This window comes from Corynebacterium pilbarense, from assembly GCF_026930265.1.
Classification (GTDB): domain Bacteria; phylum Actinomycetota; class Actinomycetes; order Mycobacteriales; family Mycobacteriaceae; genus Corynebacterium; species Corynebacterium pilbarense.
In genome coordinates this window covers 220,284-246,364 of record NZ_JANRML010000001.1, presented here as the reverse complement: position 1 = coordinate 246,364, position 26,081 = coordinate 220,284, and the positions used below count along the sequence as shown (strand labels likewise).

Sequence of the window (26,081 nt, the reverse complement as noted above, 5' to 3'; positions counted from 1 at the left end):
GTCGGTCCACCCCCGAGTGTAATGAGCAGGTCTCTCACCTGCAGAGAGCTTTTTGCCTATCGACGAAACCAGGGGTGCTAACCGCAATCAGCACCCGCCTCAGATGTTGGTTTATGCCCGGTTTCGAGCGCCAGGGGGAGCTTTTCCCGTCGCTTCTACCCCCGACGCGGGCCGCAAGAACCCATTATGAAGTGCATCACTCTCGCGGGTTTTAGGTGGTCGGGCTCCCGTGCGTGTCCTCCACGCCCAGTTCGGCGGCGCGTTTGTCTGCAAGTGAGAGCAGCCGCCGGATGCGCCCGGCCACGGCGTCCTTGGTCATCTGCGGTTCCGCCAAGCGCCCCAGCTCCTCCAGGGAGGCGTGGCGGTGCTCCGCGCGCAGGAAACCGGCTTCGGCGAGGTGTTCCGGAACGTCGTCGCCGAGGATCTCCATGGCGCGCTCCACGCGAGCGGCGGCCGCCGCCGCGGCCTGGGCCGAGCGGCGGGTGTTCGCGTCGTCGAAGGTGGCGAGCCTGCTGTTGGCTTTCGCCTTCACGGCGCGGGATTCCCGCTTGGTGTCCCACTCGATGCGGGTGGCCGGCGCGCCCATGCGGCTCAGCAGGATGCCGATGGCTTCGCCGTCGCGAAGCGTCACCCGCTCGATGCCGCGGGTCTCACGCGTCTTGGCGGTCAGCCCCATGCGGCGGGCAAGCCCCACAAGCGCAAGCGCCGCCTCCTGGCCCGGGCAGGCGACCTCGAGGCTGGCAGTCCGGCCCGGTTCGGCCAGGCGCCCACGGGCGAGGAATGCGCCGCGCCACGCGGCCTCCACCCCGGACATGTCGCCGGAGATGATCTGGCGCGGCATCCCCACCACTGGGTGCCCGGACGCGGTAACCAGCTTCAGGCGGCGGATGACGTCGGCGGCGCCGTCGCAGACACGCACCTCGTAGCGGGACTCGCGGCTTCCAGACGTCGGCGGGAGCAGTTCCACACTCGCCTCGACTGCGCACAGGTCTGTCAGCGTGACAGCGAGGCGCTGGGCAACCGCCTCCTCCTCGAAGTCGGCAACGATCGCGACTCCGTTCTCGGACGGCTGGAGCTCCCCGCCGAACCGGATCAACGCGGTCGCCTCCGCCGCGCGCGCCTCGAGACCGCCACCGGTGGCGCGCAGGAGTTCGTCCTTGGCCTTCGCCGTAAGCGCCACCGGCGCCTCCCCTCGTTTATGTGTGTTGAAGCTTTGAACCGCCCAGCATTCTAGCGTGCCGGCCGGAGGGCCTTGAGTGCAGCTGCCAAATGCGTCGGGTCGTGGCGGTTCAGCGGGGCGCCTTCGGCGTCCACTTCGCGCATGGGAGCGAAGACAACCTCGGCGTCGAGACGGGAGGCGGCGCGCGCGATGTTATCGCGCTCGCCCTCGGAGGTGGCGGTGTTCTCATCGGCGAGGAAGTAGTCCACGTGCAGCTGCGGGGCATGCTGGGAAAACACGTGGATGTGCCGCTCGGTGGTGAACCCGTGGGTCTCCCCCGCCTCCGGCGAAAGGTTCAGGATTACCACCACCGTCGCCGAGGTTTCGTTGAGCGCCTCCGCGATGTCGGGCACGAGGATGTGCGGGATCACCGAGGAGAACCAGGAGCCGGGGCCGATGGTCACCACGTCTGCGTCCATGATCGCCTGCACCGCCGCCTCGCTCGCCGCCGGCTGGGCCGGGGTAAGGCGAACGCGCCGCACCGCCCCGGGCGTCGTAGCCACCGCCACTTGTCCGCGCACGGAGCGCAGCACGCGCGGGTCGTCGTCAAGGCCCGCCACGTCCGCCTCGATGTCCAGCGGCTGCGGGCACACCGGGATCACGCGGCCGGCCGATCCGGTCCACTCCGCAACCTGGTCCAGCGCTGCCTGGGTGTCGCCGAGGCGCTCCGCCAGCCCCGTGATCAGGAGATTTCCTAGCGCGTGGCCAGCCATGGCGCCGTGCCCGCCGAAGCGGTGCTGCAGGGTGTCGCGCCACTGAGCGCCGCCCTCACCGTCGGCAGTTAAGGCCGCGAGCGCCATGCGTAGATCTCCCGGCGGAACGATCTCCATCTCGCGGCGCAGACGGCCGGAGGAGCCGCCGTCGTCCGCGACGGTGACCACAGCGTTAATCTTGGACGCGCCAGCCTCACGCGCAGCGGTGAGCGTCTGGTACAGGCCGTGCCCTCCCCCAAGGCAGGTGAACGACGTATGGCTCAATGGACCCTTCTTTCTTACGGCCTAACCGACTCGCTTAGTGGCGCTCAAGATCGCGGTGGATCACGTTGACATCCACCTTGCCCTGCTGCCGCAATCGCTTCCCGACGGCCTCCGCCACCGCCACCGAGCGGTGGTGCCCGCCCGTGCAGCCGATGCCGACGGTGATGAAATCCTTGCCCTCGTGGCGGTAGCCGCGCAACGTGCTGGAAAGCAGTTCGACGAAGTTGTCCACGTAATCGCGGGCACCGTCCTGGTTGAGCACGTAGTCGGATACCGCCTGGTCGACGCCACGGAACTCCCGGAGCTCCTCCACCCAGTACGGGTTAGGCAGGAAACGAACGTCAAGCACAATATCAGCGTCGCGCGGCGAGCCGTGCTTGAACCCGAAGGATTCGATGGTGACGTGCTGACGGCCCACCGGCAGCTCGCCGACGGAGGCCTCCACCGCGCGGCGCAGGTCGTGCACCGACAAGTTGGATGTGTCGATGATGACGTCCGCGGCGGCGCGCAGGTCCTCCATCTCCTCCCGCTCGTGCTCGATGCCGGACTGCAGGGTGCCGTCGCCCTGCAGAGGGTGGGTGCGGCGCACCGAGTCGAAGCGGCGGATGAGCACGTCGTCGCGAGCCTCCAAGAACAGCACGAACGGCTCGTGGCCGCGCTCCCGGATCGTCGCGATGGTGCTAAGCAGCGCGCCGTTGAATTTCGCCGCGCGGATATCGCTGACTACCGCGAGCCGCTCCACCGGGGAATCGTCCGCGGCGGCCAAGTCGACCAACTCCAGAATCAGCTGCGGCGGCAGGTTCTGGGAGACGAAAAAGCCCTTGTCCTCGAAGACCTTCGCTGCCGTGGACAAGCCGCCGCCGGATAGACCCGTGATGATCACGGGCCGCATCGGTGTCGCGGTATCTTCCTGGGGCAATGCGTGTGCGGAGGATGTCGTGGGCATAGGCATCATCCTAGACAAGGACGGGGCGCAGCGCCGTCGATTAGCAGTCTGCTTTTACTGGTGCAGGTGCTGGTAGATAGTCTCCGCGAGTTTCGGGCCGACGCCCTTGACCTGCTGGATCTCCTCTACCGTGGCCTCTTTGATCTTCTTCACGGACCCGAAGTGCTTGACCAGGTCCGTGCGACGGGCGGGGCCAAGCCCCGGAACCGCGTCCAGCGCGGAGGCACGCATCCGCTTGGAGCGCTGCTGGCGGTGGTAGGTGATGGCGAAGCGGTGCGCCTCGTCGCGGATCTGCTGCAGCAGGTACATGCCCTCGGAGTTGCGCGGCAGGATGATCGGCTCGTCGTCGTCCGGCACCCACACCTCTTCCAGCCGCTTGGCTAACCCGATGAGCTGCACGTCCACGATGCCCAGCTCGTCGAACACGGCCTGCGCGGCGTTGACCTGGGGCTTGCCGCCGTCGACGATGAACAGCTGCGGCGGGTAGGCGAAGCGCTTCGCCCCGGTGGATTCGTCCGCCTCGTCCGCGAAGGTCTGCGCATCTGCGACCTCGTCCGGATTCGCCAGCTTGTCCTCGTTGTAGCGCTTGAAGCGGCGCTGTGTCACCTCGGCGATTGAGCCGACGTCGTCGGAGCGGCCGTCGCCGGCGGCCTCCTTGATGCGGTAGCGGCGGTAGTCGTTCTTTTTGGGCAGGCCGTCCTCGAACACGACGAGCGACGCCACCACGTCCGTGCCCTGGATGTGCGAGATGTCGGTGCACTCGATGCGCAGCGGCGCCTCGTCCATGCCGAGGGCGTCCTGGATGTCCTGCAGCGCCTGAGAGCGAGCAGTGAGGTCGCCGACGCGCTTGAGTTTGTGCTGGTGCAGTGCCTCGGAGGCGTTCTTGTGCACCGTCTCCATCAGCGCCCGCTTGTCGCCGCGCTGCGGCACGCGGATCTCCACCGGGCCGCCGCGTAACTCCGCGAGCAGCTCGGCGACCTCGGGCAGCTCTGCCGGCAGCGTTTCCACGAGGATCTCGCGCGGCACCGGCATCGGCGTCTTTGCCTTCGCGCGCGACTCCTGGTCCACGCCGCGGCGGCGCACCTTCTGCGCCTCAATCGTGCGGTCCTCCTCCTGTTCCTGGCGCACACGATCCACCGCGTCGGAGTAGTACTGCACAAGGAAGTTCTGCATCAGCGTCGGCAGGGTCGGGTCGGCCTGCCCCTCCTCCAGACGTTCGGCGGCTCCGGGCTCGTCGCCGGTTTTTTCCACCACCCAGCCGCGTTGGGCGCGGATGCGCCCGTCGCGGACGTTGAAGATCTGCACCGCCGCTTCCAGCTCGTCGGTGTCGAAGGCGATGACGTCGGCGTCGGTGTCCTGCCCCAAAACCACAGTCTGGCGTTCCATGACCTTGTTTACAGCGCCGAGGTCGTCGCGAAGCCTGGCGGCCTTCTCAAACTCCAAGTTCTCGGACGCTTCCTGCATCTGCGCGGTGATCCCGCGCACGAGCTGGTCGGTGCGGCCCGACATGAAGCCCAAAAAGCCCTGCACGATCTCGTCGTAGCCGGCCTCGTCCACGCGCCCGACGCACGGGGCGGCGCACTTGTCGATGTAGCCGAGCAGGCACGGTCGCCCCAGCGACTCGTGCCGGTTGAACACGCCATTGGAGCAGGTACGGATGGGAAATACTCGCGTGAGCAGGTCGAGGGTTTCGCGCACCGCCCACGCGTGCGAGTACGGCCCGAAGTAGCGCACGCCCTTGCGCTTCGGCCCGCGGTAGAAGAACGCGCGCGGGTAGCGCTCCCTCACACTCACCGCGAGCATGGGGTACGTCTTGTCGTCGCGGTACATCACGTTGAACCACGGGTCGAAGCGCTTGATCCACGTGTACTCCAGCTGCAGCGCCTCCACCTCGGAGGCCACCACGGTCCACTCCACGGAGGCGCCGGTGTAGACCATTTGGCGGGTGCGCGGGTGCAGCGTGTGCGGCGGCTGGAAGTAGTTGTTCAGACGCGCGCGCAGGTTTTTCGCCTTGCCCACGTAGATGACGCGGCCGTCGCGATCGCGGAACTTGTATACCCCGGGGTCGGTCGGGATGGTGCCCGGCGCCGGGCGGTAGCTTTGCGGGTCCGCCAACGCTTAGTCCTGCGGCATGTACTTGGCTTCGAGCGCGCGGAACTCTTCCACGGCCTTCAAGGCGTGCTCCTTGTCGCCGGACTGGATGGCCCACAGGGGCACGTACTCGAACTCCGGCAGCTCAAGGCGGGCCATGCGCGAACCCTTGGGAAAGCTCAGCCCGTAGATCACGGCCCACGGGTAGAAGCGGGTGCCGATGATGTTGCGCACCTGCACGCCGTCCTCGTTCGCGCGCACCCGCGGGCGCGTCAGCGCGATCCAGGACAGCACGGAGATGATCAGGCCGACACCGATGAAGGCGAACTTGTCCATGCTGGTGATGGCTACGCCGGTGAACTCGGCGTCCACGGCCCAGGACATGAACACGTGCACAGCCATGACCAGAACAATCCAACCCACGGCCACCTTGCGCAGAAACTTCGAGGTCAGCTCGAGTTCCCAGGGTTTCGTGGTGGTGGTGGCGTGCGGGTCGAGCGCGTTGAGGTAGGCAACCTCGTCCCGGTCCGAAAGTCCCGCGGTTTGGTGCTGTTCAGCCACTGCCTTACTCCTTACAAGCGCTCGAGCATTGTTGCGTGTCGACGTCCCAAAGGCCGCCCCACGTCCTCCGAGTTACCTTAACCCTTCAACGGCAGAGCGCGAACTTTGCGCAGCTCCGCGGCAGTGCCAGCGGCGGCGCGCATGGCCTCGGCGCCCTTGTCTTCCTTGGCGTCTTCGCCGCCGGCGCGCTCGTAGGCCTGGTCCTCGTCGTCCACGGTGAGCACGCCGTTGCCCACCGGGGTCTGCTCGTCCAGCGCCACGCGGGTCAGTCCGGCGGTCACGGAGTCGCACACGTACTGGAAGTGGGCCGTTTCGCCGCGGATGACGCAGCCGAGGGCGACCACGGCGTCGTAACGCTTGGCGCAGGCTTGCGCAACCACCGGCAGCTCGAGGGCACCTGCGACGGCGTACTCCTCCACCTTTACGCCGAGCTCCCGGGCCTCATCCCGCGCGCCGGCGCGCAGCAGGTCGACGATCTTGTCGTTCCAGCGGGTGTAGACCACGGCGATGGTCATGCCCTCCGCCTGTATGGAATAGTCCTCGGGTGCTCCGCTCGATGCCACTTACAGCTCCTTTTGGGTCCGTTTTAAGTTCCGTACCCCGGATGGGCGTGGAGCCACTCGGCTACGCCAGGCAGGTCGTGGCCCATCCGGTCGCGCTTGGTGCGCAGGTACTCGATGTTGTCGTGTGTGGGAACGATCTCGATCCTACTGCGGCGCGCCACCTCGGGTCCGTAACCCGCCAGCGCGTCGGATTTGTCCGGGTTGTTGGTGAGCAGCTCGAGGGTGTCCACTCCCAGATCCGCCAGGATCTGCCCTGCCGCGGAGTATTCCCGTGCGTCCGCCGGCAGCCCCTGCTCCAGGTTCGCGTCCACGGTGTCCAGGCCCGCGTCCTGCAGCCGGTAGGCCTGCAGTTTCGCCATCAGCCCGATGCCGCGGCCCTCGTGCCCGCGCAGGTAGACCACCACACCGCGGCCGGCGGCCTGGATGCGCCGCATGGACTCGCGCAGCTGCGGGCCGCAGTCACAGCGCGTGGAGCCGAACACGTCGCCGGTAAGGCACTCGGAGTGCACCCGCACCAGTACGTCGGAGGCATGCGCAAGCTTGTCGACGCCTCCGGCAACCAACGCCACATGCTCCACCCCGGAGACAGTGTCGCGGTAGCCCACCGCGGTGAACTCGCCGAACTCGGTGGGAAGCTTCGCTTGCGTGACACGCTCGACGGTTCGCTCGTGGTGGCGGCGGTACTCAGCCAGCTGCTCGATGGAGATCATTGGCAGCCCGTGGGTGTCGGCGAACCGGCGCAGCTCGTCGAAACGCGCCATGTCCGTCGGGTCGTCCTCGGAGACGATCTCGCACAGCGCACCAACCGGAGTCTTGCCCGCGAGCCGCGCCAGGTCCACGGCCGCCTCCGTGTGGCCGGGACGTTCCAGCACGCCGCCGGCTTTGGCGCGCAGGGGCACCACGTGGCCGGGGCGGGTGAAGGACGCGGCGGTGGCGGAGTCGTCGGCAAGCAAGGCGATCGTCGTTGCGCGCGAGCGCGCGGAGATGCCGGTGGTGCCGGTGGCCGCGTCCACGGTGACGGCGTACGCGGTGCCGTGCAGGTCCTGGTTGTTCGCCACCATCGGCGGCAGCTCGAGCGCGGTGGCGCGCTCGTCCGACATGGACACGCAGATGTAGCCGGAGGTGTGGCGCACCATGAAGGCAACCAGTTCCGGGGTGGCGTCCTCGGCGGCGAAGATGAGGTCGCCCTCGTTCTCGCGGTCCTCGCTGTCCACCACAACAACGCTCTTGCCAGCGCGGATGGCGGCCAGAGCCTCCTCGACCGTATTCAACGTCATACCGTCCAAGCCTATCCCTGCACCATTTTCTCAACGTATTTGGCCACGATGTCCACCTCCAGGTTCACCGGGTCGCCGGGTGCGAGCGCGCCGGCGGTGGTGTCGCGCAGCGTGGTTGGGATCAGCGAGACCTCGAAGTAGCCCTCACCCACCGCCGAGACGGTCAGCGAGGTGCCGTTGACCGCGATGGAGCCTTTGTCGACGACGTAGCGGGAAAGCTGGCGCGGCAGCGTGAAGCGCACGACTTCCCAGTGCTCCGACGGGGTGCGCGAGACCACCTCTGCCACGCCGTCGACGTGGCCCTGGACGATGTGGCCGCCCATGCGCTGACCCGCGGCGAGCGCCCGCTCGAGGTTCACCTTGGAACCGGCTTCGTAGGTGCCGAGCCGGGAGCGGTTCAAGGTTTCGCGCATCACGTCCGCGGTGAAGGTGCCGTCGACGTTGTCTACCACCGTCAGGCACACCCCGTCCACGGCGATCGAGTCGCCGGGTGCGGCATCTTCGGTGACTTTGGGGGCGCGGACGGCGATCCGGACGGCGTCGTCAAGCTGCTCAAGCTCTTCTACCACCCCGATTTCCTCAACGAGTCCCGTAAACATCTCTCTCCATTTCTATGAACACGTCGTTTCCCACCGGTCGCACGAGCGTGGTGCGGAAGCGGCGGGCGTCGGCGATAGTGTCTGCAATGGCGCGGTCCAGTACCCCACGGCCGGCGCCGAGGAGCGCGGGCGCGATGTAGGCCTGCACCGCGTCAACCAGATCCAGCTCGAGAAAGCTCGCGGCGAGTGACGCGCCGCCTTCCACCAGCACGTCGCGCGCACCGGTCTCCCACAGCGCTTCTAGCGCTTCCTGGGGTGTGGCGTACTGCTTGAAGCCCAAGCGGGTGAGGTTGCCCTCGGGCACCTCCCGAGAGCCGACCACCACGCGGCGCGGCTGGTGCTCGCGCAGGGTGCCGTCCGGGAACCGCGCGGTCAGCGACGGGTTGTCGGCGATAGCGGTGCCGGTTCCGACGATGATCGCGTCGAGCTTCGCGCGGTCGGCGTGCACCAGCTCCCGGGCATCCTCGCCGGTGATCCACTTGCTCGTGCCGTCCGCCGCGGCGGTGAAGCCGTCGAGCGTGGAGGCGAACTTCAGCGTCACGCTCGGGCGGCCCAGGTGCACCGAGCGCAGCCAGGGCTGCAGCGCCGCGACCCGCACCGGCTGGAAGTCCACCTCCACGCCGTGGGCGCGCAAGTACTCGGCCCCGCCGGCGGCTGCCTCGTTCGGGTCGGCGGTGAAGTACACCACGCGTGTGATCCCCGCCTCCACCAGTGCCTGCGAGCAGGGGCCGGTGCGGCCGGTGTGGTTGCACGGCTCCAGGGTCACCACGGCGGTGGCACCCCGGGCGCGCTCTCCCGCCTGTTCAAGGGCGTTGATCTCCGCGTGCGGCCCGCCTGCCGGCGAGGTCGCGCCGGTGGCGATGAGTTCACCGGAGGCGTCGACAAGCGCGCAGCCTACCGGCGGGTTGGGCGAGGTCGTGCCGCGGACGGATTCGCCCGCCTCGATCGCGGCGGAGATGGCGCCGAGTTCCTCCGTCACCCTTGCTTCGCCTCGCGGGCGAGCTCGCGCAGGCGCTCCACCGCCTCTGCCGGGTTGTCGGCGCCGAAGACCGCGGAACCGGCCACGAACGCATCCACGCCAGCCTCCGCAGCCTGCGCGATGGTCGCGCCCGCGATGCCGCCGTCAATGCCGATGATGGTGTCCAGGCCCGCCTCTTTGATGCGGTCGCGCAGCGCCATCACCTTGCCCAACACCTCCGGCATGAACTTCTGGCCGCCGAAACCGGGCTCCACACTCATGACCATGACCTGGTCAAAGTGTTCCAGATCGTCCAGGTACGGCTCAATGGCTGTACCGGGCTTGATTGCAAATCCGGACTGCACACCCAGCTCGCGGCACTGCTTCGCGGCCGCGACGTGGTCGCCCACGGCTTCGACGTGGAACACGAGACGATCGCCGCCGGCGTTGACGTAGGTTTCGAACCAGCGCTCCGGCTCCTCGATCATCAGGTGCATGTCCAGGAACTGGTCGGTGACCCCGTTGACCGCCTTGGTCACGTCCGGGCCGAAGGAGAGGTTGGGCACGAAGTGGCCGTCCATGATGTCCACGTGGATCAGGTCCGCGTTAGCCACCTTGCGCACGTCGTCGCCGAGCGCGGCGTAGTTCGCGGCCAGAATTGATGGGGCGATCTGAATCATGGGTCCTACCTTAGCTTTTGCGCAGCACAGCGAAGAACATTGCGTCGGTGCCGTGGCGGTGCGGCCACATCTGCACGCTCGGGCCCTCGCCCACATCCTCCATGCCGGCGGCCCACTGCCGGGCGTCCAGCTCCTCAACGCCGCCCTTCGCCAATTGCTTTTCGACGATCCTCCGGGTCTCCCGCACATCCGGCGAGCACGTGGAGTAGGCCACCACCCCACCCGGCTTGGCCAGGTTTACGGCGGATTCGAGCAGCTCTTCCTGCAGCTGGGTCAGCTCCGCGATGTCGTCTTCAGACTTCGTCCAGCGCGCCTCCGGACGTCGACGCAGCGCGCCCAGCCCGGAGCAGGGGGCGTCCACCAGGATGCGGTCGTATCCGGGCTCGAGCTGCGGGTCGCGCCCGTCGGCGGTGTGGACGGTCACCGGCAGGCCGCGCACCGTCTTGGAGATCAGCTCCGCGCGGTGCGGGCTGACTTCGACGGCGTCGACCGTGGCGGCGTCGATAGCCGCGATCGCCCCGATGAGCGCAGCCTTGCCGCCGGGGCCCGCACACAGGTCAAGCCAACGGCCTTGGTCATGCTCGACGGGGACCTCGGTGACAGCACGCGCGATGATCTGCGAACCCTCGTCCTGCACCGCGGCGAGGCCCTCGCGCACCGGCTCGAGCTGGCCTGGGTCCCCCTCCGGCAGGTACACCGCGTACGGCGAGTACTTGCCCTGCTCGCCGCCGGTGGTTAGCGCAAGCTCTTCCGCGGAAATCTCTCCCGGGCGCGCCACCAGGTGCACGACCGGGCGGGCCGAGTCCGCCTCGAGCGCGGCCTCCAGCTCCTCGCGCTCGTCTCCGAGCGCCTCGGCGAAGGAGCGCGCGATCCACTCCGGGTGGGCGTGGGTGAACGCCAGCGCGCCTAGCTCGCTGCCCGGGGCGAGGGTGCGCAGCCATTCGTCGGCGGGCGTGCGGGCAATGGAACGCAGCACACCGTTGGCGAAGCCCTTCGCCTTCTCGTGGCCGGCGGCCGCAACCAGCCGCACCGAGGTGTCCACCGCAGCGTGGTCGCCCACCCGGGTGTACAGCAGCTGGTACGCGCCAAGGCGATGCGCGGCGAGCACCTCGGGCGCAATGTGCTCGAGCTCGCGCGATGAGTTCTTCGCGATCACCGCGTCGAGCACCCCGAGGCTGCGCAGCGTGCCGTAGGCCAGTTCGGTGGCGAACGCGGCATCGCGGCCGGTGATCTTCCGCTCGCGCAGGATGCCGGGCAGGGTGAGGTTGGCAAAGGCGCCGTCACGGGCGACGCGCAGCACCACCTCGAAGCTCGCCTCGCGCGCCGGGTCACCGATGCTGGCCGGGCGCCCTTTCACCGTGTAACGCTGGCGCCCGCCGCCCTGCTTGCGCGGCTGCTGCGCTGCACCGCGGCCCTGCTGCCGGTTGCGCTGGTGCGCCGGCTTGTCTTCGCGCCGCCCCGCGGAGCGCGACCTGAATCCTCCGCTCACTCGAACACCACTCCTTCTTTCGCGTCAGCGGCCAATCCGCGGGCCCAGTCCGCCGCGTTCATCATCTTCTTGCCCGGCGGCTGGATCGTGCCCAGTCGCACGTCGCCGTCGGCGGTGCCCACGAGCACCTCATTCTTGCCAAACGCGGCCTCACCCGGAGCTAGCGAGCCCTCTCCAGTCGGGGTGACCGGGCCGAGCTTAAAGCGGTTCTCCCCGCGCATCGTCCACGCGCCCGGCGCCGGGGTGTGGGCGCGAATTCCGCGGTCGATCACGGCGGCCGGCTGGTTCCAGTCCACCCGGGCATCCGCCGGGGCGATCTTGTGGGCATAGGTGCCCTCTTCCGGCTGCGGCGTGGGAGCCGCGGTGCCCGCGCCCAGCGCGTCCATGGTTCCAACCAGCAGGTCAGCACCCGCGTAGGCGAGGCGCTCCAGCAGCTCGCCGCTGGTTTCCGCCTCCCCGATTTCTGTTTCCAACGTGTCCAGGATGTCGCCGGTGTCCAGGCCCTCGTTGATACGGAAGGTGGTCGCACCGGTGACCGCGTCCCCTGCGGCGATCGCAGCCTGCACCGGTGCCGCCCCGCGCCACTGAGGTAGCAGAGAGAAATGCAGGTTCACCCACCCGTGTTTCGGGATGTCCAGCATGTCCGCCGGAATGAGGTTGCCGTAGGCCACCACCGGGATCGCGTCTGGGGCCAGCTCTTTGAGTTGCTCCCGGATGGCGTCGTCACGCGTGAGGCTTTCCGGGGTGAGCACTGCAATGCCGTGCTCGAGCGCGAGCGCCTTGACGGGCGACGGGTGCAGCGTCCGCCCACGGCCGCGGCGCGCGTCCGGGCGGGTGAGCACCGCGACGACCTCGTGGTCGGAGGCGATGAGCCGCTCGAGTGCCGCGGCGGCGGGTTCGGGGGTGCCGGCGAATACGAGTCGCATAAAAAACGTTCTCCTTAGCTCCAGTCGGCGGCCCGGATCGCCGCCATCGCTTCCTTGCGTTGCTCCGGTTCCATCCTGCGCATGAACATCACGCCATCTAAGTGGTCCGCTTCGTGCTGTATGCAGCGCGCCAACAACCCGGTGCCGCGCAGGGTAAGCGGTCGCCCGTAGCAATCCTGGCCGCGGGCCACCACTGTCCTGTGGCGGGTGACCTCCCCGCGCACGCCCGGCACCGACAGGCAGCCCTCAATGCCAGTCTGCACCTTTTCGCCCAACGGTTCCCATACGGGGTTGACGATGTGCCCGCGCATGCCCTGGCAGTCGAACACGAAGATCCGGCGCGCAAGCCCGATCTGGTTCGCGGCCAGGCCCACCCCGCCAGCGTGGTCCATGGTTTCCAACATGTCGGCGACTAGCCGCTCGAGGGCGGCGTCGAAAACGGTGACCTCCGCTGCAGCGGTGTTGAGCACTGGGTCGCCGAACAGGCGGATGTCGCGGATAGCCATGGAGCCAAAGTGTACTGGCTGCAGTACCAGTACCCACTAGCTAGCCGATGTCCACCGGATTGACCTGGATGCGCAGCGGCAGGTCCTGCTTCGCCGTCGTCCACGCCACCGCGCCCGCTCGAAGGGCCTTGCCCAGCGCGGTGCGCCCGGTTAGCGGGGTGCGCACCAGCATCCGCTGCGCGGGGCCGAGCGCCTCCCGGTTCCACTCGCCCGGCAGCCGCACCCCCGGCGGCAGGTCCACGGGGCCGAGCAGCTCGGCGTGCTCGGGTAGCTCGGTGCGCGCGAAGAACTCGTCTAACCCGTCGCGCGGGGCGTCCACCACCGCCACATGCACCGCCGGCGGGAAGCGGGCCTCGCGCCGCAGCGACAGCTCGAGGGCTGCAAACCCGGGCGCGTCCCAGCGGATCAGGTGCTGCACCACGGGCAGCGAGGGCTCGGCCACCACGACCACTTCCCCGCCTGCGCTGTGCGGCTGCACCAGCGTGGCCGCCCCCATCCACTTGGCAAAGGTGTCTTCCATCGCGCGCAGGTCAGGCCGCTGCATCAGCGCCCAGGTATCTAGAAGCACTGCCGCGCCGTAGCCTCCCTCAACGTGCGGCTCCGCACCCGGCGTGGCCACCACCAGCGCCGGACCCTGCTGCACCTGCGCGCGCACGTTGTCGCCGCCTGAGGTTATCACCTTGTACTTGGCAAAGGCGCGCCCCAGCTCCTCGGCCGTGCGCTCCGTGCCCAGCACCACCGCGCGCAGCCTGCGCGAGCCGCAAGCCGGGCACACGTGCGCCGGGTCCATCCGCCCGCACCACCGGCACGTCGGCGCCGCGGCCTCGCCGCCGGAGGGCAGTCCGAGCGGCCCGTTGCACCACCTGCAGCGCGCCGGTGTCCGGCACTGCCCGCACGCGAGCGACTGGATGTAGCCGGTGCGCGGCACCTGGAACAGCACAGGGGCACCGCGCTCGAGCGCTTTGGCCGCCGCCTGGAACGCCGACGACGGCAGGCGGGCCTGCTTCGCGCGCGGGTCACGCTCCATCTCAAAGTCCGAATCCCCCGCCGCGTGGATGTACGGCGAACGGGTGCGCAAACTCTGGCGAGGGGCGACCAGCTCGTGCATCCACCCGGATTCCACCAGCAGCTGCGCCTCGGCCGTGCGCGCGTGCCCGCCGAGAATCAACGAGCTCCCCTCCTGCGCCGATCGCGTGGTCAGCACCTCGCGCGCGTGCACGTACGGCGCGCGCGGATCCACCAGGTTGTCGTCGCCGTCGAACATGAGCGCCGCAAACCGCAGGTTTTCCACCGGCGCGAAGGCGGCCGAGCGCGTGCCCACCACAATCCGGCCCTGCCCGTGCAGCACCGATAAGTAGCGCGAGTACCGCGCCTGCGGGCCCTGCGAGGCCGTCAGCGTTGTCACCTGCCGCGCACCGACGATCTGTTTCAGCGCTGCCTCGCACGCGTTCACGTCCTTCTGGTCCGGCACCACGATCAGCGCGCCAGCACCGTCCAACGCCACCTTCGCTGCCAGCGACGCCAACGCCGCAGCCCAGTCATCCCCCGGTGCAACCTGCCACGCCGCCCGCGCAATCTTGCCGGCCACCACCGCGTCCACGAAGGACTCGCCAAAGGTGTACGCGGTCCACGCCGACAAGTCCGGCTCCCCGGCCTCCCCCAACTCTTCCCAGGGAGTAGAGGTGTCCGTTTCCTCCGCCTTCGCGTGGCGCGCCGGGATAGCGGAGCGGTAGATATCGGATCGCACGCCCGCGTAACGGTCCGCGAGCGCGTCGATAAGCTCGCGCGTTTTCGCCGGAGCCACAACCTCCGGCGAGATGACCCGCTCGATGAAGCGCAGCGACCCCTCGTGCCGCGATTGCGAGGCGCGCTCGAGCACCACCGCGTCCACGAGCCGGCCCGCAAAACGCACGCGCACCCGCACCCCGGGCTGCACCGCGTCCGCATCCTGGGAGGGCACCAGATAGTCGAAGGGCCTGTCCAGATGCGCGAGACCGAGCATGGGCAACACGCGCGCGACTGGGGTTTCGGCGGCGGGCGTGTCAGACATGACCCCGGATTCTAAACCACCGCCCGACACCGCCTTCGAGCGCGAGTACCCCAATCGCCCGCTCGGGGCTTGTTTGGGGTACTAATAAGGCTGAAAGAATCATTCTCACGCGCGTTTGAAAGACCTCGCCACCCTGATGAAACGCCTGTTTTCCGTAGTCGCCTCTGCCGCCCTCCTCGCCGCTGTAGCGATCTCGCCTACCCCCGCCTCTGCTGATGCGGCCAAAGTGACGCAGCTGGCCCTGCGGCAAGGCACGCAGATCATCCCCGGCAATTCCTTCGGCCCCATCCTCGCGCAGGGAACAGGTTCGCCTATCGACGGCAGCTCCGCCTTCATCACCGGTTCCTCCGACCGCGCACGCAGCGCCGTGGAAGACGGCTGGCGCCGCGCCTTCGACGGCCTGCCTGACCAGGTGAAGCAGGCCGTGCCCCCGCACCTGCGCCCGCCGGAGCCGGCGAAACCGGCCGACGTCACCGTGGCGCCCGCGCAGGAGCCTTCGCCTTCGCCGGTGCCGCCGAAGTGCTACAACTGCGTCGCCATCACCTACGACGACGGCCCGGTCCCCGGCTCCACCGAGCGCCTGCTGGATATCCTCAAGCGCAAAGATGCGCACGCCACCTTCTTCGTGGTGGGCCGCAACGCCAACGCCTACCCGCAGATTCTGCGCCGGATCCGCGACGAGGGCCACACCATCGGCAACCACTCCTTTTCCCACCCTGACCTGGCCCGGCAGTCCGATGCCGCAATCGCCGCCCAGCTGGACGGCACGGATGACGCACTGAAGAAGCAGGCCGGTGTTGAGCCGCACTGGATGCGCCCGCCCTACGGGTCCCACGACTCGCGCGTGGCCTCCGCCGCCGGCGAGCGCGGCATGTCGCTGGCCATTTGGGACGTGGACACGGCCGACTGGCAGCACCGCAATCCAACCACCACCTGCAAGCGTGCGGTGGAAGGTGCCCGCGAGGGTTCCATCATTCTCATGCACGACATCCACCAGCCCACCGTCGATGCGGCGGAGTGCGTCATCGACGGCCTGCGCGCCAAGGGCCTGAACCCGGTCGGCTTGGACGAGATGATTAAGCGCCCCGAGGCGGGTCACGTCTACACGCGCGCGGATTAGTTCCTATACTCCTGCCCGTGACTGAACAGCAGGACAACGACGCCCGCAAAGGATGGGTCAAAGCCATCCCCTATGCCATGTTCGCTGCCTACGCCCTTGGGCCACTGCTGCTCATCCCAGCGGTGAGCAGCCCATGGCCGGTCGTGGCCTACATCTTCGCGGTGGCCATCATCGCCGGGCTTATCGACGGCATCGCGTTTCGCCCGAACTGGTCCCTGCCGCTGCTGACCGGAGTGGGCTTCTGGATTGCCAAGGCCCTCTACTTCAACGACGGCACGTTCTTCTATTCCATCGCCGTGACGCTTACCTGCGCGGCGGCGATGGGTCTTGGGTCGTTGGTGGGCGGCAGCTCGTCGAGAAGCAATGCGGAGGTGTAGCCGATGGAAACCTGGAGCCTCAACCACCCCGAATACGGCTTGATCGAGGTCCGCGTCGGCTTCGACCGCGACTTCGCCGCAGAGGACGCGAGCTGGCCCGGCGAGGAGGCGGACAAGCCGGGCACCCTGGCGACGGCGGAGAGTTCGTTCAAAGAGCGGATCCAGCTGTGGGCTTCGAACCCTTCCGAGCGCATGGAAGTGCGCGTCGACGGCGCTGTGCAGCACCGCTACAACGACGTCAACAGCACCCGTCTACCGCTGTTCGGCGACGGCCCGAAAGACGAGCTGGAAACACCGATGCTAGTGGGGCTCGACCGTGCGAAGCCGCACCTGAAGCTGCGGGTCAGTGGCTTGGATGAGCTGCTGAGCGTGGAGTTCCGCGAAGGCGACACGGTGGTGGAGTTCGACCCGCCTGTCGGCTCCCGCGGCGCGCGACGGCGCGAAACCATGGATTCCAGCGAGCTCAAACGCACCCTGATCCCCATGGCCGAAGGCTTGGGCAAGGGCGGCTGGGCGCTCGCGGTGCTTGTGCTCGGGCCGATCCTCTCCCGGTTTCTCAAGTGGTTGCTGGGTTTTCTGCCGGACTGGGACCTGCCCGACTGGGACCTGCCGGACTGGCAGCTGCCGCACATGGACCTGCCGGTACCTGAGCTGCCGAAGCTCGATTTACCGCTGCCCGACATCAACTGGCCAGATCTCGACCTGCCGGAGGTGCCCGAGTGGGTGCTGTGGCTTCTGGAGTACTCCAAGATTTGGTTGCCGGTGGTCATCGGCATCGTCGTCGGCGTGGTCGCGTTGCGCAACCATAAGCGCTCCGAGCGAGAAAAAGCCGCCTGGCAGGAAAGCCAAGCGGCTGAGAATACTGCGCAGGACTAGACGCCTGCGGCGGCCTTTAAGTCGTCGACCTTGTCGGTGCGCTCCCACGGCACGTCGATGTCCGTGCGGCCGAAGTGGCCGTACGCGGCAGTCTGCGCGTAGATCGGACGCTTGAGGTCCAGTTCGCGGATGATCACCTCCGGACGCAGATCGAAGACCTTCTCCACCGCCTGCTGGATGCTCTCGTCCGTCTGCCCCTCGGTGGCGGTGCCGAACGTCTCAACGTACAGGCCCACCGGGTTCGCGCGGCCGATGGCGTAAGCCACCTGCACCTCGACGCGCTCCGCCAGGCCCGCGGCGACAATGTTCTTGGCCACCCAGCGCATCGCGTACGCGCCGGAGCGGTCCACCTTTGAGGGGTCCTTGCCAGAAAACGCGCCGCCGCCGTGACGGGCCATGCCGCCGTAGGTGTCCACGATGATCTTGCGGCCGGTCAGGCCTGCATCACTCATGGGGCCGCCCTGGATGAAGGAGCCGGACGGGTTGACCAGCACCTTGGTGTCCTCGCGGTAGTAACGCTCCAGGTCGGCGTCCTTGAGCACCCAGTTGATCACGTGCTCGCGCAGCGCCGCCTCCAGCGGCTCGCCGGTGAAGTCCGGGTCGTGCTGCGTGGAGATGACGATCGTGTCGATGAACGCCGGGGTCTGGCCGTCGTAAGCGAAGGTCACCTGGGTCTTGCCGTCCGGGCGCAGCCCGTCCACGATGCCCTCGTGGCGCACCTGGGACAGTCGGCGCGCCAGGTGGTGCGCCGTGGAGATCGGCAGCGGCATGAACTCCGGGGTCTCGTTGGTGGCGTAGCCGAACATCAGGCCCTGGTCGCCCGCGCCGGTCTGGTCCTCCGCGCCGGTGGAGGTGTTCTCGCGAACCTCCTGGGAGGTCACCACGGAATCGTGGATCTCCGCGGATTGGTCGCCTATGGCGATGTTCACGCCGCAGCTGCGGCCGTCGAAGCCGACCTCGGAAGAGTCGAAGCCGATCTCCACCAGTTTCTCGCGCACGATCCGGGCAATGTTTGAGTAGGCGGAGGTACGCACCTCTCCCACCACGTGCACCTGACCGGTCGTGGCGAGCGTCTCCACGGCCACCTTCGCTTCCGGGTCCTGGGCGAGCATGTCGTCCAGGATCGCGTCCGAGATCGCGTCGCAGATCTTGTCGGGATGGCCCTCAGTGACCGATTCGCTTGTGAACAAGCGGAAGTACGTATCAGTGGACAAAGCAGTCTTTCCTTTGCATCTGGGCGGACGGGTTGCGTTCCGGCGCACCTGCTGGGCGGCTCAGCTTCGTACGGGCTGAAACGGGAACGGCACGTCGTTAAGTCATGCCCACGATAGACCAAGCTGTCTAAATGTGCAATGTCACTGCGCGAGACGCTCTACCGCGTCCCAGATGTGTACTGCGACCTCGTGTTTGGTGCCATCCGGAATCTCCTCTTCGCCCCCGTCGGCGCTGAGCAGCCAGCCCCGGTTGCGGGCCTGCCCGAACACGCCGCCGCCGGCCACGGAGTTGAGCATGAGCATGTCCGCACCCTTTCGCTTGAGCTTCGCGCGGCCGTTCTCCAGCTCATTGTCCGTCTCCGCGGCGAAACCGATGATGGTCGCGGCGACCTGACCCGCCTCGCGCATGTCCACGAGGTCCTTGAGGATATCCGGGTTCTCCGTGAGTCGGATCGTGGACAACGCGTCGTCCGCCTGCCCCTTCTTCAGCTTCGTGTTCGCTTCCGCTTCTGGACGAAAATCTGCCACCGCGGCCGCCATGATCACCACGTCAGCGTCCGGTGCGCGATCCACCATCGCCTGACGCATCTCCCGGGTGGAGCCGACCTTGACCACCTCCGTGCCCGACGGCGGTTCCAGCTCGTCGGTTGAACCCGCCACGATGGTCACCTTCGCGCCGCGCTGCGCGGCGATGTCCCCCAGGGCGTAGCCCTGCTTGCCGGAGGAGCGGTTGCCGATGTAGCGCACCGGGTCGATGTTCTCCTGGGTGCCGCCGGCGCTGATCAGCACACGCTTGCCCGCGAGCGTCTGCGCGAACGCTTTCGCGCCGTTCGTATGCAGCACAGTGCGTGCCAGCTGGGCGATCACATCCGGCTCCGGCAAGCGCCCAGGACCGGTGTCTTTACCGGTAAGCCGCCCGTGCGCGGGCTCGAGCACGGTAATCCCGCGCTCGCGCAGCGTTGCGACGTTTGTCTGCGTCGCCGGGTTGAGCCACATCTCCGTGTGCATGGCAGGCGCCAGCACCACCGGGCACGTAGCCACGAGGATGGTTGAGGTAAGCAGATCATCTGCCCGCCCGGCGGCCACCCGAGCAATCAGGTCCGCCGTCGCCGGAGCAACGACGATCAGATCCGCCTCCTGCCCCACCCTCACATGCTGCACCTCGTCTACTCGGGTGAATACGCCGGTGTCCACCGGGTTGCCGCTCAGCGCTTCAAACGTGGCGGCGCCAACGAAGTTCAGCGCGTTTGTGGTCGGGATGACGCGAACGTTGTCCCCCGCCTCCTTGAAGTTCCGAACTAGGTGGCACGCCTTGTACGCGGCGATTCCGCCGGATACTCCAATGACTACGCGCAGCGGCTGCGTCGGGTTCTGGGCCGGATTCTGGGCTTCGTTCATGAGCCCTAAGCATACAAAACCGCCGCCGCCCAGCGGTGTTGCTGGGCGGCGGCGGTCATCTACCGTGCGCTACTACTGCGCGACAGGCTTACTGGCCTTCCTCGTGCTCGAGCAGGCCTGCCTCGATCTCGCGCAGAGCGATCGACAGCGGCTTCTCGCCCGGCTCAGGAGAAACCAGCGGTCCCACGAACTCGAAGACACCGTCCTCGGAATTCTGGTAGAAGCTGTTGATCTGGCGGGCACGCTTCGCTGCGAAGATGACGAGCGCGTACTTCGACGACACTTTCGTCAAAAGCTCGTCGATCGGGGGCGCCGTAATGCCCTCCGGAGTGTCGTAGACGTTTTCCTGCTGAGGGGTTTCCTCGGCAGCGGACGTCTCGGACAGATCCTTAGTTGTGTTGCTCACGTGTAACCCACTCGCTAACTGTTGTTGGAAGATGTGCCTTGAAGAATGCCGGCGATGGCCGCCACCGCCGCATCCACGTCGTCGTTGACCACCACGGTGTCGAATTCACCCTGAGCGTCGAGCTCCTTCCGGGCGGTGGTGAGCCTGCGCTCAATCACCTCGGGAGTCTCAGTACCGCGCCCGGTGAGGCGCTGAACGAGCACGTCCCACGACGGCGGCGCCAAAAACACGGTCCGTGCTTCCGGCAGCAGTCGCTTGATGTTGCGTGCGCCTGCCAAGTCAACTTCGACGAGAACGGGACGCCCGGCTTCCATAGCCTCCTGCACCGGACCGGCAGGGGTGCCGGAGCGCTGCAGGCCTCCGTGAATGTCAGCCCACTCCAGCATCTCTCCGCGGTCAATTCGGCCCTGGAAGTGTTCGGGGGTGACAAAGAAGTAGTCCTTACCGTCCACCTCACCCGGACGCGGCGCGCGGGTAGTCATGGAGACGGAGAAGTACAAATCCGGTACGGCACTGCGAAGGCCGCCCACCACCGTCGACTTTCCCACCGCAGACGGGCCAGCCAGGACGACCAGCTGCCCGCGGGGAGCCACCTCGGACACGTTTAGTTCTCTTCGTAGCCGAAGCGCTCGAGCAGCGCGCGACGCTGACGGTCGCCGAGGCCACGCAGACGACGGGTCTGAGCGATCTCCAGCTCCTCCATGATCTCGCGAGCCTTGACCTTACCCACCTTCGGCATAGCCTCGAGGAGTGCGGAGACCTTGGTCTTGCCGATGATCTCGTCGGTGTCAGCCTTGTCCAGGACGTCCTTCAGCGTGGTCTCGCCGCGCTTGAGGGATGCCTTCAGCTCGGCGCGAGCCTTGCGGGCCTCAGCAGCCTTCTCAAGTGCTGCCTTGCGCTGCTCATCGGTCAACTGTGGAAGTGCCACGGGTTCCTCCATGTGATAGTTACGAACATTTATCCAGTCCGACATGTGCCGGATCCGGGGCGCACTCCGCCGAATGTCATCGGTGCAATTCGCCACGTCCGGCACAGTCTAACACTGCTTTTTTCTGCAACGGTGCTGCGGAGCGCGTTGTGCACCGCATTTCTCCACGTCACCGTGCGACGGAATTAAACTACCAGGGATTTTGCTAGGCGGTAAATGCACCCTAGCCTTTTGCCTGTTTCCCCAGGTCAGATACACGTTTACGCAGCTCAGCGACTTCCGGTCCCGCCGCGAGGACGGAGCGGGAAACGCTAGGGAAAACGAGGTGTCCAACCTCACCCGCAATCGCTTGGGCATCGTCCATCGTTGCTCCTTGGGCACCCACGCCCGGCATCAGGACCGGCGCGTTCAGCTGATCCAGCACCGGCGGGTTTTGCACAGTCGCCCCGACGACCACACCGACGTGCCCAATGTATTCAGCATCGTCTCCACGGTTGTACTCCGCGCACTCATCCACCATCCGCTGAGCGAGCATCTTCCCGTCGATAGTGCCGGTCTGCAGCGCCACCGCCTCCGGGTTGGAATTGGCGGCCATGACAAACACGCCCTTGCCGTGCTGGGCCGCCAGCTCGATCGCCGGGTCGAGCGAGCCGACACCAAGGTACGGCGTCAAGGTCAGCGCGTCGGCCTCCAACGGAGAACCCGGCGCAAGCCAGGCCGCCGCGTAGCCCGCCATCGTGGACCCGATGTCGCCGCGTTTCGCATCGGCGATTACCAAGGTTCCGCTCTCACGCAGTTGCGCGAGCGTGTCCTCAAGCACCGCGAATCCGGCCGAGCCGAAACGCTCGAAAAACGCCACCTGCGGCTTGACCACCGCGGCGTGGCCAGCGAACGCCTCCACACAGGTCTCGGAGAACACCCGCAAGCCCTCGACATTGTCCTCGAGACCCCACTGTGCAAGCAGCGCGGCGTGAGGGTCGATGCCCACGCACAGACGGCCATACTCCCGCCCGGCCTCAACGAGGCGCTCGCCGAAGCCCTGTGCCGTCATTACTTCGCCTCCGTCTTGCCGTGCTCGAGCTCCTGCAGGCTGGTCACGGTGAACTCCTTGGCGCGGGTCGCCTCGATGCCCTGCACTGCTGCGGTGACGCCCTGCACGGTGGTCATGATGGCCACATCGGCGATAACGGCCGCCGCGCGGATGTCGTAACCGTCGTGGCGCGCGCCTGCGGAGCCAGCTGGAGTGTTCAGCACCAGGTCGATCTCACCATCCAGGATGCGGTCCACAATGGACTTACCCTCAGCGCCCTCGCGCACCTGCGACCCCTTGAGCGCGACCTCGCATTCGATGCCGTTGCGGCGCAACATCTGCGCCGTGCCTTCCGTTGCCAGGACCTTGAATCCCATGGTGGACAGGCGCTGAATCGGGAAAATCAGGGTGCGCTTGTCGCGGTTGGCAAGCGAGACAAACACAGTGCCTTCGGTGGGTAGTTCGCCGAATGCCGCGGCCTCCGCCTTGGCGTACGCCATCCCGAAGGACGGCGCCAGACCCATGACCTCGCCGGTAGATTTCATCTCCGGGCCAAGGATGGTGTCCAGCAGCGCGCCGTCCGGGCGGCGGAACCGGGTAAACGGCAACACCGCTTCCTTCACTGCGATCGGGTGCTCCATCGGCAGCGAACCGCCGTCGTAGTCGGACGGGATCAACCCTTCGGTACGCAGCTGCGCAATCGTGGTGCCCATCATGATGCGCGCTGCGGCCTTGGCCAGGTGCACGCCGGTGGCCTTGGACACAAACGGCACGGTGCGCGACGCGCGCGGGTTGGCTTCGATGACGTAGAGGATGTCGTCCTTGAGCGCGAACTGCACGTTCATCAGGCCCTCGACGCCAATGCCGTGCGCGAGAGCTTCTGCGGAACGGCGGACCTTGGCAATGTCGTCTGGCCCCAGCGTCATCGGCGGCAGCGCGCAGGCGGAGTCGCCGGAGTGGATGCCGGCTTCCTCGATGTGCTCCATCACGCCGCCGAGGTAGACGTCCGTGCCGTCGCAGAGCACGTCGACGTCGATCTCGATGGCGTTGTCCAGGAAGCGGTCCACCAGCACCGGGTGGTCCGGGGACAGCTCGGTGGCGCGGTTGATGTAGTCGCGCAGGTTGTCCTCGTCGTAAACAATCTCCATGCCGCGGCCGCCGAGCACGTAGGAGGGGCGCACCAGCACGGGGTAACCGATGCGATCCGCAACCTCGCGGGCGCCCTCGAAGGTGGTGGCAGTGCCGAAGGCCGGCGCCGGCAGGTTCGCCGCGTCGAGCACCTTGCCAAACTCGCCGCGATCCTCCGCCATGTCAATAGCCTTGGGCGAGGTGCCGACCACCGGCACGCCGGCGTCTTCAAGCTGCTGCGCCAGACCCAGCGGCGTCTGGCCGCCGAGCTGCACGATCACGCCTGCGACGGTGCCGGTGGCGGACTCCGCGCGGTAGATCTCCATGACGTCTTCGAACGTCAGCGGCTCGAAGTAGAGGCGGTCCGCGGTGTCGTAGTCGGTGGAAACGGTCTCCGGGTTGCAGTTGACCATCACCGTCTCGTAGCCCACACGCGACAGCTCCAGCGCAGCGTGCACGCAGGAGTAGTCGAACTCGATGCCCTGGCCGATGCGGTTCGGGCCGGAGCCGAGGATGATGACCTTCTGCTTGTCGCTGTCGCTCGAAGCAGCATCAGAAGCAACAACCTCAGACTCGGCGTCCGGATCCAGCTCGTAGGCGGAGTACAGATACGGCACCTTCGCGTCGAACTGGCCGGAGCAGGTGTCCACCGTCTTAAACGTCGGGGTAATGCCCAGCGACCAGCGCAGCTGGCGCACACCGGACTCCCCCGCCAGCTCCGGGCGCAGCGCGGCGATCTGGGCGTCGGACAGTCCAAACGCCTTCGCTTCGCGCAACAGCTCGGCGTCGAGCACCGGGGCGTCGAGAAGCTGCTGCCTAAAGTCGATGAGTGCGACAAGCTCCTCCAGGAACCACGGGTCGATGCCGGAGGCCTCGTACACCTCGTCCACGCTGGCGCCGAGACGCAGCGCAAGCTCCACGTCGTAGAGGCGCTTGTCGGTGGGCACCTTCAGATCCTCGAGCACCGCCGCGACGTCGGTGGCGCGCTCGCCGGCGAAGTACTCGTCCGGGCGGGTCCAGAAGCCGTTCGGCTTGTCCTCCATCGAGCGCATGACCTTATTCAGGCCCTGGATGTAGTTACGGCCGATGCCCATGGCCTCGCCCACAGCCTTCATGGACGTGCCCAGGGTCTCGTCGGAGCCCGGGAACTTCTCAAAGGCAAAGCGCGGCATTTTCACAATGACGTAGTCCAGCGACGGCTCCGCGAGCGCCGTGGTCTCCCCGCCGGTCATGTCGTTGGGGATCTCGTCGAGGGTGTAGCCGATGGCGAGCAATGTAGCCATCTTCGCAATCGGGTAACCGGTGGCCTTGGACGCCAACGCGGACGAACGCGACACGCGCGGGTTCATCTCGATGGTGATCATCCGGCCGTCTTTGGGGTTGATGGCGAACTGGATGTTGCAGCCGCCCGTTTTCACACCGACTTCGCGGATGATGGCCTTGCCCTGCTCGATCATGGTGGTCACCTCAGGCTCGGTCATGGTCAGCACCGGAGCCACGGTGACGGAGTCGCCGGTGTGCACGCCCATCGCGTCCACGTTCTCAATGGTGGCGATGGCGATGCAGTTATCCGCGGAGTCGCGGATAAGTTCCAGCTCGATTTCCTTCCAGCCCAGGATGGATTCCTCGATCAGCACGTTCGCCTCCGGCGAGGCCACCAGGCCGTCGCCGGCGATGCGGTGCAGATCGTCCATGTCGTAGGCCAGACCGGAGCCGAGGCCGCCCATGGTAAACGAGGGGCGCACCACGCATGGGAAGCCCAGTTCCGCGACGGTTTCCTCGACCTCTTCCATCGTGTAGCACACGCGGGAGCGGGCGGATTCGCCGCCGATTTTCTCGACGATGTCCTTGAACTTCTGGCGGTCCTCGCCACGCTCGATGGCCTCGATGTCGGCGCCGATGAGCTCCACACCGTGCTTTTCCAAAATGCCGAGGCGGTCCAGCTTGATCGCGGCGTTCAGGGCGGTCTGGCCACCGAGCGTGGGCAGGATCGCGTCCACCGGGTGGCCCTGCTCTGCCTCGCGGGCGAGGATCCGGTCGATGTAGCTGGGCTCGATCGGTTCCACGTAGGTGTGGTCGGCGAACTCCGGGTCGGTCATAATCGTCGCCGGATTGGAGTTCACCAACGTCACCCGCAGGCCCTCGTTCTTGAGCACGCGGCACGCCTGGGTGCCGGAGTAGTCGAACTCGCAGGCCTGGCCGATCACGATCGGGCCGGAGCCGATAACCAGGACGTGGTTTAAGTCGTTGCGCTTCATGTCTGTATCTCCTGGTCTTTCTCTTAGGCTTCGTGCTTATCGACGGTGACCTGGCCCCGCACCGTCTTTCCCTCACGGGTGGCGTTTGCCAGGTGGCGGACGAGCTTCCGGGTGTCCACGCCCCACAGGCCGGTAACACCCTGCGCCGCAAGCTCTTCGGCCAGGGTGCGTTGGGCGTTGTGGTTGGAGGCGATGCGCGCGACGTCGCGCACGATGACGGCTGCGGCGGTGATCTCGGTGCTGCCGGACGCGCCCTCGCCGGTCCAGCCGACGTTGCCCACCTGCGGGGAGGCAAAAACGAGGATCTGGCCTTGTCGCTCGGCCTCGCACAGTTCGCGCTCGTAGCCGAACATGTCGGTGGTGAAGGCGACCTCGCCGGCGATCTCGTCCGAGGTGTCCGCTGCGGGCGTCGCCCCGAAGATGAAGCCGGGGAAGGCGGAGCCGTCGTCAAGCACGAGCGTCGCGCGCGTGCGCTGGGGTTGCTTGGTGGTGTTGTCAGACATG

The 26,081-nt window shown here is 67.2% G+C and carries 25 protein-coding genes; 3 read left to right on the top strand and 22 right to left on the bottom strand.

Translation table 11 applies throughout. From position 1 onward, the window contains the following. Positions 1 to 211 precede the first annotated feature (211 nt). From whiA to NUW87_RS01140, 14 genes are all read right to left on the bottom strand, one after another. Positions 212 to 1,180: a DNA-binding protein WhiA gene (gene whiA, locus NUW87_RS01205; protein WP_239218139.1), complete on the bottom strand. Its 969-nt coding sequence runs from the start codon at positions 1,178 to 1,180 to the stop codon at positions 212 to 214. Between the two features lie 50 nt (positions 1,181 to 1,230). Next, positions 1,231 to 2,196: a gluconeogenesis factor YvcK family protein gene (locus NUW87_RS01200; RefSeq protein ID WP_269026907.1), complete on the bottom strand. Its 966-nt coding sequence runs from the start codon at positions 2,194 to 2,196 to the stop codon at positions 1,231 to 1,233. A 34-nt stretch (positions 2,197 to 2,230) separates the two neighbouring features. Then, positions 2,231 to 3,142 carry an RNase adapter RapZ gene (rapZ, locus tag NUW87_RS01195; RefSeq protein WP_269026906.1) on the bottom strand — a complete coding sequence of 304 codons (912 nt, stop codon included), beginning with the start codon at positions 3,140 to 3,142 and terminating at the stop codon, positions 2,231 to 2,233. Positions 3,143 to 3,196: 54 nt separating this feature from the next. Beyond that, a complete protein-coding gene (uvrC, locus tag NUW87_RS01190; RefSeq protein WP_269026905.1) occupies positions 3,197 to 5,257 on the bottom strand; it encodes an excinuclease ABC subunit UvrC in 2,061 nt (686 codons plus the stop codon). 3 nt (positions 5,258 to 5,260) lie between these two features. Beyond that, positions 5,261 to 5,794 carry a PH domain-containing protein gene (locus NUW87_RS01185; RefSeq protein WP_269026904.1) on the bottom strand — a complete coding sequence of 178 codons (534 nt, stop codon included), beginning with the start codon at positions 5,792 to 5,794 and terminating at the stop codon, positions 5,261 to 5,263. A gap of 77 nt (positions 5,795 to 5,871) precedes the next feature. Next, positions 5,872 to 6,357 carry a 6,7-dimethyl-8-ribityllumazine synthase gene (gene ribH, locus NUW87_RS01180; RefSeq protein ID WP_194559317.1) on the bottom strand — a complete coding sequence of 162 codons (486 nt, stop codon included), beginning with the start codon at positions 6,355 to 6,357 and terminating at the stop codon, positions 5,872 to 5,874. Between the two features lie 23 nt (positions 6,358 to 6,380). After that, a complete protein-coding gene (locus tag NUW87_RS01175; RefSeq protein WP_269026903.1) occupies positions 6,381 to 7,634 on the bottom strand; it encodes a bifunctional 3,4-dihydroxy-2-butanone-4-phosphate synthase/GTP cyclohydrolase II in 1,254 nt (417 codons plus the stop codon). Positions 7,635 to 7,645: 11 nt separating this feature from the next. Further along, a complete protein-coding gene (locus tag NUW87_RS01170; RefSeq protein WP_269026901.1) occupies positions 7,646 to 8,233 on the bottom strand; it encodes a riboflavin synthase in 588 nt (195 codons plus the stop codon). Beyond that, a complete protein-coding gene (gene ribD / locus NUW87_RS01165; RefSeq protein WP_269026900.1) occupies positions 8,214 to 9,212 on the bottom strand; it encodes a bifunctional diaminohydroxyphosphoribosylaminopyrimidine deaminase/5-amino-6-(5-phosphoribosylamino)uracil reductase RibD in 999 nt (332 codons plus the stop codon). Before ribD ends, NUW87_RS01170 begins: the two co-directional genes overlap by 20 nt. Beyond that, positions 9,209 to 9,871 (bottom strand): ribulose-phosphate 3-epimerase, encoded by a 663-nt coding sequence (gene rpe / locus NUW87_RS01160; protein WP_269026899.1) that lies wholly within the window; start codon positions 9,869 to 9,871, stop codon positions 9,209 to 9,211. The genes ribD and rpe overlap by 4 nt, the downstream gene beginning before the upstream one ends. Positions 9,872 to 9,881: 10 nt before the next feature. Further along, the gene (locus NUW87_RS01155) at positions 9,882 to 11,360 is read right to left on the bottom strand and encodes an RsmB/NOP family class I SAM-dependent RNA methyltransferase (RefSeq protein WP_377734463.1); all 1,479 of its coding nucleotides are present in this window, start codon (positions 11,358 to 11,360) and stop codon (positions 9,882 to 9,884) included. Then, entirely contained in the window at positions 11,357 to 12,286 is a 930-nt protein-coding gene (gene fmt / locus NUW87_RS01150) for a methionyl-tRNA formyltransferase (RefSeq protein WP_269026898.1), read from the bottom strand. Before fmt ends, NUW87_RS01155 begins: the two co-directional genes overlap by 4 nt. 14 nt (positions 12,287 to 12,300) lie before the next feature. Next, the gene (gene def / locus NUW87_RS01145; RefSeq protein ID WP_269026897.1) at positions 12,301 to 12,792 is read right to left on the bottom strand and encodes a peptide deformylase; all 492 of its coding nucleotides are present in this window, start codon (positions 12,790 to 12,792) and stop codon (positions 12,301 to 12,303) included. 40 nt (positions 12,793 to 12,832) lie between these two features. Then, positions 12,833 to 14,842: a primosomal protein N' gene (locus NUW87_RS01140; RefSeq protein WP_269026896.1), complete on the bottom strand. Its 2,010-nt coding sequence runs from the start codon at positions 14,840 to 14,842 to the stop codon at positions 12,833 to 12,835. A gap of 115 nt (positions 14,843 to 14,957) precedes the next feature. Between NUW87_RS01140 and NUW87_RS01135 the strand changes: the two genes are divergently transcribed. Genes NUW87_RS01135 through NUW87_RS01125 form a run of 3 tightly spaced genes read left to right on the top strand, consistent with a single transcriptional unit; the run spans position 14,958 to position 17,215 of the window. Then, positions 14,958 to 15,962, top strand: a complete 1,005-nt coding sequence (locus NUW87_RS01135; RefSeq protein ID WP_269026895.1) for a polysaccharide deacetylase family protein — start codon at positions 14,958 to 14,960, stop codon at positions 15,960 to 15,962. A gap of 17 nt (positions 15,963 to 15,979) precedes the next feature. Continuing rightward, positions 15,980 to 16,339, top strand: a complete 360-nt coding sequence (locus NUW87_RS01130) for a hypothetical protein (protein WP_239218160.1) — start codon at positions 15,980 to 15,982, stop codon at positions 16,337 to 16,339. Positions 16,340 to 16,342: 3 nt separating this feature from the next. Next, the gene (locus tag NUW87_RS01125) at positions 16,343 to 17,215 is read left to right on the top strand and encodes a hypothetical protein (protein WP_269026894.1); all 873 of its coding nucleotides are present in this window, start codon (positions 16,343 to 16,345) and stop codon (positions 17,213 to 17,215) included. Here NUW87_RS01125 and metK read toward each other — a convergent pair. The 8 genes from metK to NUW87_RS01085 form a co-directional block, all read right to left on the bottom strand. Further along, a complete protein-coding gene (gene metK / locus NUW87_RS01120; protein ID WP_239218164.1) occupies positions 17,212 to 18,429 on the bottom strand; it encodes a methionine adenosyltransferase in 1,218 nt (405 codons plus the stop codon). The genes NUW87_RS01125 and metK overlap by 4 nt on opposite strands. Before the next feature lie 141 nt (positions 18,430 to 18,570). Then, on the bottom strand, positions 18,571 to 19,827 hold the full coding sequence (gene coaBC / locus NUW87_RS01115) for a bifunctional phosphopantothenoylcysteine decarboxylase/phosphopantothenate--cysteine ligase CoaBC (protein ID WP_269026893.1): 1,257 nt from the start codon (positions 19,825 to 19,827) through the stop codon (positions 18,571 to 18,573). An 88-nt stretch (positions 19,828 to 19,915) separates the two neighbouring features. Further along, positions 19,916 to 20,212, bottom strand: coding sequence for a DNA-directed RNA polymerase subunit omega (rpoZ, locus tag NUW87_RS01110; RefSeq protein WP_194559819.1), 297 nt, complete (start codon positions 20,210 to 20,212; stop codon positions 19,916 to 19,918). A gap of 35 nt (positions 20,213 to 20,247) precedes the next feature. Then, positions 20,248 to 20,835, bottom strand: coding sequence for a guanylate kinase (gmk, locus tag NUW87_RS01105; protein WP_034998871.1), 588 nt, complete (start codon positions 20,833 to 20,835; stop codon positions 20,248 to 20,250). A 2-nt stretch (positions 20,836 to 20,837) separates the two neighbouring features. Next, positions 20,838 to 21,161 (bottom strand): integration host factor, actinobacterial type, encoded by a 324-nt coding sequence (mihF, locus tag NUW87_RS01100; RefSeq protein WP_034999332.1) that lies wholly within the window; start codon positions 21,159 to 21,161, stop codon positions 20,838 to 20,840. 223 nt (positions 21,162 to 21,384) lie between these two features. Then, positions 21,385 to 22,212, bottom strand: coding sequence for an orotidine-5'-phosphate decarboxylase (pyrF, locus tag NUW87_RS01095; RefSeq protein WP_269026892.1), 828 nt, complete (start codon positions 22,210 to 22,212; stop codon positions 21,385 to 21,387). Beyond that, complete coding sequence (gene carB / locus NUW87_RS01090; RefSeq protein WP_269026891.1) at positions 22,212 to 25,577, bottom strand: carbamoyl-phosphate synthase large subunit; 3,366 nt, start codon at positions 25,575 to 25,577, stop codon at positions 22,212 to 22,214. Before carB ends, pyrF begins: the two co-directional genes overlap by 1 nt. A gap of 23 nt (positions 25,578 to 25,600) precedes the next feature. Further along, positions 25,601 to 26,080 carry a carbamoyl-phosphate synthase domain-containing protein gene (locus tag NUW87_RS01085; protein WP_269026890.1) on the bottom strand — a complete coding sequence of 160 codons (480 nt, stop codon included), beginning with the start codon at positions 26,078 to 26,080 and terminating at the stop codon, positions 25,601 to 25,603. Position 26,081: the final 1 nt, after the last annotated feature.

Excerpts from the sequence above, each read along its gene's own strand:
- rapZ (WP_269026906.1), bottom strand. The coding sequence starts at position 3,142 with ATGCCCACGACATCCTCCGCACACGCATTGCCCCAGGAAGATACCGCG.
- NUW87_RS01175 (WP_269026903.1), bottom strand. The coding sequence starts at position 7,634 with ATGACGTTGAATACGGTCGAGGAGGCTCTGGCCGCCATCCGCGCTGGC.
- NUW87_RS01170 (WP_269026901.1), bottom strand. The coding sequence starts at position 8,233 with ATGTTTACGGGACTCGTTGAGGAAATCGGGGTGGTAGAAGAGCTTGAG.
- rpe (WP_269026899.1), bottom strand. The coding sequence starts at position 9,871 with ATGATTCAGATCGCCCCATCAATTCTGGCCGCGAACTACGCCGCGCTC.
- fmt (WP_269026898.1), bottom strand. The coding sequence starts at position 12,286 with ATGCGACTCGTATTCGCCGGCACCCCCGAACCCGCCGCCGCGGCACTC.
- def (WP_269026897.1), bottom strand. The coding sequence starts at position 12,792 with ATGGCTATCCGCGACATCCGCCTGTTCGGCGACCCAGTGCTCAACACC.
- NUW87_RS01140 (WP_269026896.1), bottom strand. The coding sequence starts at position 14,842 with ATGTCTGACACGCCCGCCGCCGAAACCCCAGTCGCGCGCGTGTTGCCC.
- NUW87_RS01125 (WP_269026894.1), top strand. The coding sequence starts at position 16,343 with ATGGAAACCTGGAGCCTCAACCACCCCGAATACGGCTTGATCGAGGTC.
- coaBC (WP_269026893.1), bottom strand. The coding sequence starts at position 19,827 with ATGAACGAAGCCCAGAATCCGGCCCAGAACCCGACGCAGCCGCTGCGC.
- pyrF (WP_269026892.1), bottom strand. The coding sequence starts at position 22,212 with ATGACGGCACAGGGCTTCGGCGAGCGCCTCGTTGAGGCCGGGCGGGAG.
- carB (WP_269026891.1), bottom strand. The coding sequence starts at position 25,577 with ATGAAGCGCAACGACTTAAACCACGTCCTGGTTATCGGCTCCGGCCCG.
- NUW87_RS01085 (WP_269026890.1), bottom strand. The coding sequence starts at position 26,080 with ATGTCTGACAACACCACCAAGCAACCCCAGCGCACGCGCGCGACGCTC.